The sequence below is a fragment of the Lutispora sp. QWL-02 genome, assembly GCF_058315355.1.
Genome location: NZ_CM177762.1, coordinates 66,288 through 77,933, shown reverse-complemented (window position 1 = coordinate 77,933; position 11,646 = coordinate 66,288). Strand labels below are relative to the sequence as shown.

General features: G+C 40.6%; 8 protein-coding genes. 3 read left to right on the top strand and 5 right to left on the bottom strand.

Annotated features, from left to right (window positions below):
* The first annotated feature begins 215 nt into the window (after positions 1–215).
* Positions 216–1,814: a methyl-accepting chemotaxis protein gene (locus AC4HCY_RS00345; protein WP_323433797.1), complete on the top strand. Its 1,599-nt coding sequence runs from the start codon at positions 216–218 to the stop codon at positions 1,812–1,814.
* 344 nt (positions 1,815–2,158) lie between these two features.
* Positions 2,159–4,636 (top strand): phosphodiester glycosidase family protein, encoded by a 2,478-nt coding sequence (locus AC4HCY_RS00340; RefSeq protein WP_491095142.1) that lies wholly within the window; start codon positions 2,159–2,161, stop codon positions 4,634–4,636.
* A gap of 84 nt (positions 4,637–4,720) precedes the next feature.
* Here AC4HCY_RS00340 and AC4HCY_RS00335 read toward each other — a convergent pair whose 3' ends face one another.
* Together AC4HCY_RS00335 and AC4HCY_RS00330 are read right to left on the bottom strand one after the other, a co-directional pair.
* Positions 4,721–5,698 carry a dipeptidase gene (locus AC4HCY_RS00335; RefSeq protein ID WP_491095141.1) on the bottom strand — a complete coding sequence of 326 codons (978 nt, stop codon included), beginning with the start codon at positions 5,696–5,698 and terminating at the stop codon, positions 4,721–4,723.
* Between the two features lie 43 nt (positions 5,699–5,741).
* The gene (locus AC4HCY_RS00330) at positions 5,742–6,944 is read right to left on the bottom strand and encodes a DUF819 family protein (protein ID WP_323433800.1); all 1,203 of its coding nucleotides are present in this window, start codon (positions 6,942–6,944) and stop codon (positions 5,742–5,744) included.
* Between the two features lie 157 nt (positions 6,945–7,101).
* Between AC4HCY_RS00330 and AC4HCY_RS00325 the strand changes: the two genes are divergently transcribed.
* Positions 7,102–7,644, top strand: coding sequence for a helix-turn-helix domain-containing protein (locus AC4HCY_RS00325; protein WP_323433801.1), 543 nt, complete (start codon positions 7,102–7,104; stop codon positions 7,642–7,644).
* A 301-nt stretch (positions 7,645–7,945) separates the two neighbouring features.
* Here the strand turns inward: AC4HCY_RS00325 and AC4HCY_RS00320 are convergent, their stop codons facing one another.
* The 3 genes from AC4HCY_RS00320 to trmB form a co-directional block, all read right to left on the bottom strand.
* Positions 7,946–10,390, bottom strand: a complete 2,445-nt coding sequence (locus AC4HCY_RS00320) for a DsrE/DsrF/DrsH-like family protein (RefSeq protein ID WP_491096059.1) — start codon at positions 10,388–10,390, stop codon at positions 7,946–7,948.
* Positions 10,391–10,426: 36 nt separating this feature from the next.
* Positions 10,427–10,708: an ArsR/SmtB family transcription factor gene (locus AC4HCY_RS00315; RefSeq protein ID WP_323433803.1), complete on the bottom strand. Its 282-nt coding sequence runs from the start codon at positions 10,706–10,708 to the stop codon at positions 10,427–10,429.
* Between the two features lie 147 nt (positions 10,709–10,855).
* The gene (trmB, locus tag AC4HCY_RS00310) at positions 10,856–11,497 is read right to left on the bottom strand and encodes a tRNA (guanosine(46)-N7)-methyltransferase TrmB (protein ID WP_491095140.1); all 642 of its coding nucleotides are present in this window, start codon (positions 11,495–11,497) and stop codon (positions 10,856–10,858) included.
* Between the last annotated feature and the right edge of the window lie 149 nt (positions 11,498–11,646).

Sequence of the window (11,646 nt, the reverse complement as noted above, 5' to 3'; positions counted from 1 at the left end):
AACCAGTGTCATAAAGAGCCAAGTTTGCTCACAAGTGATGCGGGGGCCTGTTTTTTTGCAGGGGATTTTAAGCATTTTTGCCTGCTTGGCACTGATTTTTCATAATAATGTATTATTTCCCGGGAAATATTGTCGATATTTATATAAGGTGTTTATTATTGATGTCGTTAAATGTATAATATAATTGATGTTAGTAAGATATGGGAGGAATGATTATGACAGGTCTTTGGTTGGGCTATATATTGTTCAGCATAATACTGGGTGTTTTTGCAATCATTATGAGAGATAATATAATCTTATTGTCAGTATTTGTGGCCGCACTGGTAGCTATGAAAATAATTTTCATATATGTTATCAGCAGCGGAGCAAAGCGCATGCATGACAACCTGGGTAAAATCGTTAGCGGTCAGCTTAATATAAACATAAAAAAGTCCAATATAAAGGTCATCAATAGAATCGGAGATAAGTTTAATGAATACCTGGACAAGATAAGAAATCTGACAGGCCAGTATGTGAATTTATCGGAAAAGACTACTAAGGAATCTCAAACTATGAAAAGCCAGGCAGAGAGCTTGAGAGTCACATCCGGAGAGATAGCTTCCACAGTGCAGAATATATCTGAAGCAGTCAACAATCAAGCGCAGTCAACAGTCAGCGTCAAGGAAAGCATAGAGACCTTTTCCTATGGCGTGAACGATATTTATGAAAATGCCAAGGCATCCCTGAATGCGGCTAAGAATTCCAAAACAGTAGTCGATGAAAGCTTTGAGACTTTTAGAGAAGCTTTCAAAAAAATAGAAGAGGTAAAAGAATATAACGATAAAGTATTAAAAGATATAACGGAGCTTAATGATTCGATACGGCAGGTAAGTATAATAACCGAAGCGGTAGAAGCCATAGCATCTCAGACTCACCTCTTGGCCCTGAACGCATCCATAGAGGCTGCAAGGGCAGGGGAGGCCGGGAGAGGTTTTGCAGTAGTTGCGGGAGAGGTGAGCAAGCTGGCGGATGACTCCTCAGGTTCTGCCAAGAAGATAAAGACCCTCATCGAAAGCATAATAAAAGAAATTGAAGGGCTGTCGTCGAGTATAAGGGTTGAAACTGAGGTTGTAGAGAATAATGTAGCCTATGCGGTAAAGGCTTTAAAGAAATCTGAAGATATAAACAAGGCTGTTGAAAAAAATATGGATGCCGCAGAGGCTATAGTAAACCTTACTGAAGGGCAGAAAGCAAAAATAAATGAGATAACCTATGCTGTTGAGGTAATAAATGATGCCACTCAGCAAAATGCGGCAGTGGTTGAGGAAATAACGGCCTCCACACAGGAGCAGCTTTCGATAATAGAAACCATGTATGATTCCATAGTAAATCTTAGTGATGCCATCGAGTACAGCAATAATATAATAGGAAACTTTATGAAGGGCTTTGTGATTACCGATGCGATGAAAGCTAAAGTGGAGACCGTAAAGAAAATGCTCATTGAGACCAGCAAAATTGACAGGCTCCTGCATATGGATGAAGATAAAGGAAATGAGCTTTTAGCCGGCAGGGGAAAGGAACTGGACTATGTCGAATTAGTGGCATTGGTGGATAAAAACGGGGTCATTAAATTTGCCAGCCCGGTAGTTCCGAAAGAGCAAAGAGACTGCAGCGCCAGAGCATTCTTCCAAAGAGCCATGGCCGGAGAAACATATGTGAGCAAGGAGTACATATCAGTACTTACCAATCACTATAATATTACTATATCTATTCCGCTATACGAGGAAGGAACGGTTCAGGGAGTGCTTCTGGCAGATATTAACCTGAACGAATAAATTGGTGAACGGGTTTTAGAACTCAGGATTCAGAGTTCAGAACTCAGGGGCTAGGGTATTCCTCTGGAGTTTAGGAATACGGGGAACACGGATTGGCACGGATTTTTTCACGGATTAACACGGCGGATTATTTTTTCTTTGGATAAAAATATCCTTCCGTGTTTTTTTGTGAAATTTCCGTGTCTTTCCGTGGTTTCCGTTCCTCCATTTTCCTACTTTTCTCCGTGCAAATCTGTGTTCATCGTTCTCCATATTTCGTTTTTTTGTAACAAACACGAAATATAATACGTCCAACTTTAATGGTACAATAGAATAGAATCATTGAAGCACAGGAGGTAATTTATATGAAGAAAGGATTTACAGCAAAGAAGGCTCTGTGTTTGCTTCTGGCATTTACCCTGCTTTTTTCCACAATGCTTTATGCGGATGGGGAAGGGGGCTACTCGGAAAGCAGCCAGCAGATAGGGCCGGGCACTCATTACAAGAGGGCTGCCTGGGTGACTCCAAAGGGTATATTCAGCATCAATATGGTTGAAACCCTGATAGGGACTGAATATATAAAAATTGAGGCTTCAGACAGCGGCAAAGCCGTAGGTACTGAAACCGTATCAAAGCAGGCCCAGAAAAAATACAGCGATGATACCAGAGTCTTAGGGGCTGTAAATGGTGACTTTTTTTACACCAATGAGCTTAGAGGCTTGACTTCGGGGACCAGTATCATTGATGGAGAAATAAAAACCGCTTTATCGGAAAGCACGATCTTTGGAGTCAGTGACCAGGGCAATTGCTTTATAGATCTGTTGATGATGGAAGGGTCGGTCCAGGTCAAAGATGTCAGCTATTCTATAGCAGGAGTGAACAGGGTAAGATGGGATAACCAGCTTATATTATACACATCGGCTTTCGCAGGTCTTACCAACACGAAAGGCAATGGAACGGAAGTCGTGGTCAAGGGGATTGAGCTTCCTATCAAAGGCAATCAAGAATACAAGGGCTATGTACATACAATATATAAGGATGTAAAGGATGCTCAGATCCCGGAAGACGGAATCGTACTGTCAGGACAAGGCATGGCCGCTGATTTTCTTAATTCACTGGAGGAAGGCGATGAAGTAAGCTTCAGTGTAAACTTCAGCAGGAATAATATAAAATATGCGGTATCCGGCAATACGCAACTTTTAAAAGGCGGCCAGCTGTCAGAAGAGATAGCCAAGGCAAGCGATGCAAAGGTAAGACATCCCAGGACTGCCATAGCCATCAAAGGCGGTTCGGTGGTCATGGTGACGGTGGACGGAAGACAGAAAAACTTCAGCGATGGGATGACTCTTTATGAGTTCGCTGAATATTTGTCCAGCCAAGGCATGGAAAATGCAATAAATCTGGATGGCGGCGGCTCTACATCTATGGTAGTGAGAACTCAAGGCCGTTTTGAACCGGCTTTGGTGAATTCACCCTCAGACGGAAGAGAGAGAAGCATTTCCAATTCCATACAGATACTGTCCTATGCACCTAAATCAAAGCCGATGCATGTAAGATTTAATCAGGATACTCTGAAAATATACAAAAACAGTACCTTTACACCAAGCGCATATGCGCTTGACCAGTATTTCAACAGGGTGGATATTCAAGCCGACGCTATAAAATACACCCTGAGCAAGGGCATAGGCAAGATAAATGAAGATGGCATGTTTACAGCGGCTTCAAAAGCAGGAAAGGGCTTTATAGATGGCTCTTCGGGAGGCACAAAGAGCAGGATAGAAGTGCAGGTATATGATAAGGCTGCTTCCCTTAAGATAACAAATGACTATGTCAGCCTGGACCCGGGGCAGAAGGTTCAGCTGGAGGTGGAGGCTTATGATGAGAACGGACAGCAAATCGTGATAAGCCCTTCTGCGGTGAAATGGTCTGTCAGCGGTGAGATAGGAACAGTCGATAAGGCTGGAGTATTTACCGCAGGCCAGAATAAAAAAGAAGGAAAGATAATCGGTAAACTGGATAAGGTAGCGGCGGATGTCCAGGCACGGGTAGGAAATACGCCTGTAGTACTGGAAAGCTTTGAAAAGACAGATAATATCGAGATAAGCAGTATAAGAGCTGAAGCATCCGGAAAGACCACTGCTGATAAGGAACCTGTAAAGCAGGGCAAAGCAGCCTTAAAGCTGGCATATAATATGGCAGTTGGGCAAACCGGCACTGCTGCGGCCTATGTTAACCTGAAGACACCTGTGAAAGCCCCGGGCAAGCCATTGGAGATAGGCTTGTGGGCTTATGGAGATGGCGGTGCACACTGGCTCAGAGGCGTTTATACTAACAGCGCAGGCGAGAAAAAGCTTGTAAACTTTACGAACCAGGGCGGCTTCAACTGGAAGGGATGGAAGTATGTATATGCTGAAATTCCAAAGGATGAGAAATTCCCAATTGCATTTGAGCAGATATATATAGCAGAGCCTCTGGAGGAGAACAAGACGGAGGGCGCAGTTTATTTCGATAACTTGATCGCACTATATGAACCGGGACCGGATATCTACAATCCTGAAGCTTTGGAATTGAATCCTGCAGCCGGTGCGAAGCTTGAGGCTCAGCCTTCGGAGATCAATATAAAGGTAAAGGATAAAGGTGAGGGCATCGATCCTAAATCTATAAGATTCCTGCTCAATAACGTCCAGGTAAAAGCAGTGTATAATCCGGAAACAGGGATGATCACTCATACAATAGATTACAAGCTTTACAAAGGAGAGCATAATATAAGGCTGTTCCTCAAGGATAAAGCCGGAAACCCCATAAATCCGGAATTGAAATATACATTCACAATAGAACAATAATGTTAAAAAAGAAGTTAACAAATAAAGTTAACTTCTTTTTTGATGATACTATTGACGGGATGCGGCATTGCAGCAAATTTATGCCTATTTCATAACTTTTTTAAGCAAATTATCATAATTTTTGTAAGATATTAAATCCACTTCTTCTTGGGTATATCCTCGTTCCTTCATCCGATTGATGAGATTTAATATATCGGCTTCTGATGATAGCGCTTTTACGGTGATAGAGTTGGTTCTTGGGTCCGGCAGCCCTACATATGACACAGGCAGAAAATCGCAAAAATCAAAACCAAATCCAACATGCTCTATCCCTATTATTTCTTTTATATAGCTGATTTGATCGATTAGATCATCTATTCCCTGCTTATTTTTATCATCATTGACAAAGGCGCTGCATGCGTTGATCCCTACTAATCCGTCGCTTTTAGCGATAGCTGATAGCTGGTTGTCATCAAGGTTCCTCTTTACATCTGCAAATTTTTTAGAATTTGAATGAGAGGCAATGATAGGCCCTGAAGCTATATTGACTACATCCCAAAAAGACTTTTCATTCAGATGCGATACATCTAAAAGGATGCCCAGCTTCTCTATTTTTTCTATAGCTTTTTTGCCTAAGTCGGTGACCCCGTTTGCGGCATCATTCACTCCGGAAGCTAACATATTTCTTTCATTCCATGTTAAGGAGGCATGTCTTAAACCTATGTCATTATAGTAAGCTTCTATCAGGTCTATATTATCCTCGATATGAGACAAGCCTTCCATACCAATTAAAATGTTTATTTTATTTTCTTTTAGCCCTCTGCCAAAGTCGCTATACTCTTTAACAATATTTAGTATATCAGAAGCTTCAGCAAATTCTTCTGACATGGATTTTATAATTTGTTCTGTTCTTTCTTTCGGATTATTAAGATGCTCAGGATCGGTCCAGATCACCCATATGGCTCCTTTAACCCCTGACTTTAGAAAATTTTTATAATGGTATTTTCTAAAAACGTCTTTTTCTCCCTTTAACCTCTTTAAGTTTATATCAGATAATATGTCTGAATGTCCATTAAATATCATTATCAGTATTTCCTCCTAAAGTTACATCTGTTCGTAAAATGTTTTAAATCAGAATATTACCAACTATAATACCGAAATAATTGCCGATAATATATCCAAACACTGCAACCAATATTGATGGACCTACTAAAGGTGTCCAACCTTTAGCACTTGCCATGGCGGGAGCGGTTGCCGGGCCTCCTACATTAGCGTTGGAAGCAATGATTGCTTCCTCTAAACTGAATTTGCAGATTTTAGCCCCAAGAAGTGTTGCCAGCAAGTTTATAAGCACCATAATGGCACAAAATACTAAGAGTAAAGGTGCTTTATAAATTATTTGAGATAAAGATGCAGGAACACCGATTACTGCCATAAAGACTGCCATAAAAAACATGCCTATTTCTTGGGCTCCTCTCAATGAAGAGAAAAATTCGGACTTAAAGGTTGCCAGCAGCATTGTTATTGTAGTTAATACTAAGTACATATTTCCCAACAATGAATTCAATGCTTTTGAAAAGGCATTGCCGGTTGGAATAATTTTTGAAAAAAGACCGGCAACCTCTGCGGATACAGCTACTATTATAAATGAGCTGGCAATAACAAATGCGATATCTTTAATTGTAATTTCAGTTTTCTTCGATATGCTTGGATTCTCGGATGCTAAAGCTATCATTCCTGAAGACTCAACTTCATCAACTAAAGGATGAGAAAAATGCTTTTTGAAAAAAGGCATTGACGGCATCGCCAGCAATACAAAAAAATATAGAGCCATTAATAAATTATCCGCTACTGTTGCAGAAGCTATAATATCACTTGGGACATTAAAAGCATCAGATAGGGCAACAAAATTTACACCGCCGCCTATATATGACCCGGTCATTATTGCTGCAACATATCCTAAGTCGGGTACATATTTATGTAAAGCAAAGTATCCTATAAATGCACCTAATGCGGTCCCAAATGAACCAATAATAAAAATCCCCAGTAATCTGCCGCTTTCCTTCCATATTTTTTTCATGTTGCAATTGAAAAGAAGCATTGGAATTGCTAAAGGAATAATATAGCTCCAGACAGTATCATATACTGGAGATTCCGTAGGAATAATATGAAGGTTGGATAAAATTAGAGCTCCTGCTAAAGCGATGATGGAACTTGTGACTTTTGAGGCCCATCTGTATTTTCCCTCTAAGTAAATGCTCCCGGCAGCCAATCCGGTTAAAATAGCCCATAATATCCAGGTTTGATCCGGTCTAATCAAGCTTCCCATAATTATACCTCCTTATATTTTTATACTACAAGCATATAATAAAAACTTTGAATCGTCAATATATTAAATATTTTATTAATATATTGAATTTTAAATCAATATATTTTTACAGGTCAAAATGGTATAATATTATTTAAATAAATCTTGGAGGGCAATTATGACTGGTATAGGTCCTAAGATAAGAGAATTAAGAAAATCAAAAAAAATGAGCATTGCTGATCTCGCTAATACGTCGGGGTTAAGTACCGGACTGATTAGCCAGATTGAAAGAGATAAAGTGGTGCCTTCGATTGTTGCGATGTTGAACATAGTCAATGCACTTGATGTAACAATGGGATATTTTTTTGATGAAGAAAAAGAGGTCTCCACTCTAATAAGAAAAGATGAAAGGCGAACATTGGTAACCAATGATAGGTCAAGGATATATGAGTTCTTAACTCCCACATACAACAAAAAAATCGAATTTATTTTAATCAGGCTCAACGGATGCACTCATAAGGCTGAAGAAGCGATTTCTCATGATGGCGAAGAATGCGGATATGTGATAAAGGGAAATATGGTTGTAATCATTGCAGGCAAAAGGCATATTTTGCACGAAGGAGACAGCATATATTTTGACAGCTCTAAAGCTCATGTTTATGAAAACTATGATGATGATGAATGTATCTCCATATGGGCTATGACGCCGCCTAGCTGGTAGTTATACCGCGATCAATGACGCAGGGCATAAAAGTATGTCAATTTAAATAATCGTATGTGCAGTTCGCATTTACTTGCACATACGATTATTCTCTATATAAGTTGCAATAAATACGTTACATAGCTTTTATCATTTAATATAAGCTTACTGATGTAAAATAATTAATGCGTTATATATAGTCATAATAGCGCCTAATGAATTTAGCTTCCGTATCAATTTGTATCCCTCATTTTCGTTGACCCTGGACTCGTGACCCTTATACTAGGGGCTAGAAGCCAGCGGCTAGAGGCTAAAAAGGAAATTATATAAACAAATTCACGTTTGAGTCTTCAGCTTCACCCAGGTAATAGCCGACTCCTCCGATTTTTACTCCGTCTATAAGCTCTTCTTGCTTCAGGCCCATCACATCCATGGACATCTGACATGCCACTATTTCTATGCCGCTTTCCATGGCTGCTTTAATCAAGTCTTCCAGCGAGGTTACATTCTTGCTCTTCATAACGCTTCTTATCATCTTCGGACCCATACCCAGCATGTTCATCTTTGACAGGCCTAATCTCTTGCTTCCTCTCGGCATCATCATGCCGAACATATTATCCATGAAGCCCTTTTGCACAGAGACCTTATCGTGCTTTCTAAGGATGTTAAGCCCCCAGAAGGTGAAGAACATAGTAACTTTTTTACCCATTGATGCAGCACCATTTGCTATTATAAAAGATGCAATTGCTTTATCCAGATCCCCGCTGAATACAACTATGGTTTTATTATCCTTTACAGGTATGGGTGCGGTGGTGCTATTTAATGCGGGGGCAACTTCCATGCCTTTTTTTATATGTGCTACTATTTTACCTCCGTCTTTTTGTACATTCATAAGCTCATTATTGGTTCTTTTGGTCCACGCCTTTATATCTTCATAAAAGCCCGGGTCGGTAGCTGTAACCTTAAGCACCTGGCCTTTATTGAGCTCTTCAATACAAGATTTTACCTGCATCAATGGTCCCGGGCAGCACAGTCCGCAGGCATCAAGCTCCCTATCCGGCTGCCCTTGACTAAAAGACTTTACGGCTTCTCCTCTGTCATTTACGGCTGCGCTTTTCCCCGGCTCGAATTTTTCTGTGAAAAAGCTCTTATAGCCTCCTGTGATATTTACTGCCTTAAAGCCGTTTTGCTTTAATATTCTGCTTGCGATATAGCCTCTCAGGCCGACCTGACAATACTCAATTATAGCTTTTTCCTTGTCCAGCTCATGGAGCCTGTCTCTCAGGCTGTCAACAGGGATATTCACAGCTCCGTCTACATGACCGTTTTCAAACTCTTCCTCAGTTCGCACATCGAGGAGGATGTAGTCATCCTTATCCATGGCTTTGAACTGTGAAGGAGTGATGACGGAAGTCATATCGTTTAAAATGTTCTGGGCCATAAAGCCTGCCATATTTACAGGATCCTTTGCGGATGAATAAAGAGGGGCATAGGCTAATTCAAGCTCAGCCAGGTCGTTTACAGTACCTTTAAGCCTTATCACCGCAGCTATGACATCTATTCTCTTATCCACACCGTCATAGCCGATTATCTGAGAACCAAGCACTTTCCCTTCATCGTTGAATATAAGCTTTATAGTCATGGGAAGGGCGTCAGGGTAATATCCCGCATGGGAATTGGGATGAAGGAATATTGTCCTGTAAGGTATGTTAAGCCTTTGCAGGGTTCTTTCATTGGCGCCTGTGCTTGCTGCGGTCAAGTTAAAAATTTTGAGTATCGAGGTTCCCTGGCTCCCCTTATATACGCTGTTTAAGCCTGCTGCATTATCTGCTGCTACCCTGCCTTGCTTGTTGGCAGGTCCCGCCAAAGGTATGGCTGTTTTCTGCCCGGTGACGAAATCCACAACCTCTATAGCATCTCCAACTGCATATATGCCTTCAATATTTGTTTCCATCCTATCGTTTACGATTATATGACCCTTAGGCCCTAATTCTATGCCGGAATCCTTTAAGAAACCCGTATCAGGCGTGACTCCTATCGCTAATATGATCATATCGGCAGACAGAGTATTGTCACTGTTCAATGTCACCTGGACAGATGAATTTTCTTCTGAGAAGGCTTTAACACCATCGCCCAGCATAAGCTTTATGCCCTTTTGCTCCATCTCTTTTTCTGCGATGACAACCATATCGGAATCAAAGGGAGCCAGTATATGGGGAGCTGCTTCTACAAGAGTTACTTTTATGTTCCTCTCAACGAGGTTTTCTGCCATTTCAACTCCTATAAAGCCTCCGCCGATTACTATAGCTGAGCGGATATTCTTATTGTCCACATAATCCTTGATTCTATCGGTGTCAGGTATATTTCTCAAGGAGAATATTCTGCTGCTGTTTATCCCCGGTATATTAGGTCTTATAGGCTTTGCGCCCGGAGATAGTATTATATAATCGTAGCTTTCTTCATAAAGTCCCCTGTCCGCACTTTTTACCATAACCCTTTTATTTTTTGCATCGATGGAAGTGACTTCACTGTTGATCCTCACGTCTATGTTGAATCTCTTATTCATGGCTTCGGGAGTCTGGACCAGAAGCTTCTCCCTTTCCTTGATGACTTCGCCTATATGGTAAGGCAGGCCGCAGTTTGCAAAGGAAATATATCCGTCCCTCTCAAACATTATTATTTCTGCATTTTCATCAAGCCTCCTAAGCCTGGCAGCGGCAGATGCCCCACCGGCTACTCCGCCTACTATTAAAACTTTCTTGCCCATCATTTTGCCTCCTAAATTTTCAAAATAAAAATTTCGTTATTCATTGAACAGGGAATTAATAAGCTTGCCTACTCTTTCATCAGCTATGCTATAGGTTATCTCAAGGCCGTTCCTTTCTCCCTTTACTATTCGGGCAGCCCTAAGCTTCTGAAGATGCTGCGATATAGTGGATTGGGGAAGTTCAAGACAGCCCTGCATATGGCTCACATTGCAGGAGCCCTTCTCTATAAGGCCTTTCACTATGCACAGCCTTACGGGGTGAGCCAGTACCTTCAGCAACTCTGCAGTATCTGCATATTGCTTGAAATCTCCTTCCATATCTTCACCTCAAATCTTTGATTATTTATCCTAATATCTATATATTCAAATTTTACGATATAATGATATCATTTTGTGCACCAAAAATCAATAGGCAAATGGGCAAATAGGAGAGGGAAACCGCTGAAAGACACGGAATCCTGAGCTCTAAACCCTATAAATTGCTTTCAGCCTGTTGATTTTTACTCCTCTTTCCATAAACTTTGTTTCATATTCTGTCGGAACATTTTCCGGATCATTTTCTGCTGCTAAGTCATATGTGATATCTGTGATTTCAAAATCAGCCGCCTTGAATTCATCGATGCTGTAATCAAAAAGGGGTCTGTTGTCCGTCTTAAAAATAATTTGCGCACCATCCTTAAGAAACAGCTTGTATTTTTCAAGAAATCTAATGTTGGTGAGGCGTCTTTTGGCATGCTTGGACTTTGGCCATGGGTCGCAAAAGTTTATGAAAAGGCAATCCACTTCGTTTTTATCAAAGGCCTGTTCAATATTTTCAATGTTGAAAGGAAGAAAAGCCAGGTTGTTTGTTTCCCTCTCAAGCGCTCTCTTTAACGCCATATATATCACTTCATACTTTGAATCTACTCCTATGAAGTTTTTATCCGGATACCTGCAAGAATTCTCGACTATGAACTTTCCTTTACCTGTTCCAAGCTCTACATGCAAAGGATTGCTATTGCCAAAGTGATCCTTCCAGCAGCCCTTTTTCTCTTCCGGTTTGAATATGATCAAATGCTTATTCTCTTCTAATGTGCCCAGTGCTTTAGGCTTTTTTCGCAGTCTCACTCTCTATACCTCCAGTGCTGATAATATTATCTGAATAAATCGATATAAGCCTTTCTTATTATATTATTAATTTGCTCTTCAGTACATATCCATTATACAAAATTAAAGAGTTCGGGCAGAAAGCAATGTATAAATATTAAATAATGAGA

Bases quoted from the DNA above. Each gene is read 5' to 3' on its own strand.
- AC4HCY_RS00335 (WP_491095141.1), bottom strand. From the start codon at position 5,698: ATGATATTTAATGGACATTCAGACATATTATCTGATATAAACTTAAAG.
- AC4HCY_RS00345 (WP_323433797.1), top strand. From the start codon at position 216: ATGACAGGTCTTTGGTTGGGCTATATATTGTTCAGCATAATACTGGGT.
- AC4HCY_RS00330 (WP_323433800.1), bottom strand. From the start codon at position 6,944: ATGGGAAGCTTGATTAGACCGGATCAAACCTGGATATTATGGGCTATT.
- AC4HCY_RS00320 (WP_491096059.1), bottom strand. From the start codon at position 10,390: ATGGGCAAGAAAGTTTTAATAGTAGGCGGAGTAGCCGGTGGGGCATCT.
- AC4HCY_RS00340 (WP_491095142.1), top strand. From the start codon at position 2,159: ATGAAGAAAGGATTTACAGCAAAGAAGGCTCTGTGTTTGCTTCTGGCA.
- AC4HCY_RS00315 (WP_323433803.1), bottom strand. From the start codon at position 10,708: ATGGAAGGAGATTTCAAGCAATATGCAGATACTGCAGAGTTGCTGAAG.
- AC4HCY_RS00325 (WP_323433801.1), top strand. From the start codon at position 7,102: ATGACTGGTATAGGTCCTAAGATAAGAGAATTAAGAAAATCAAAAAAA.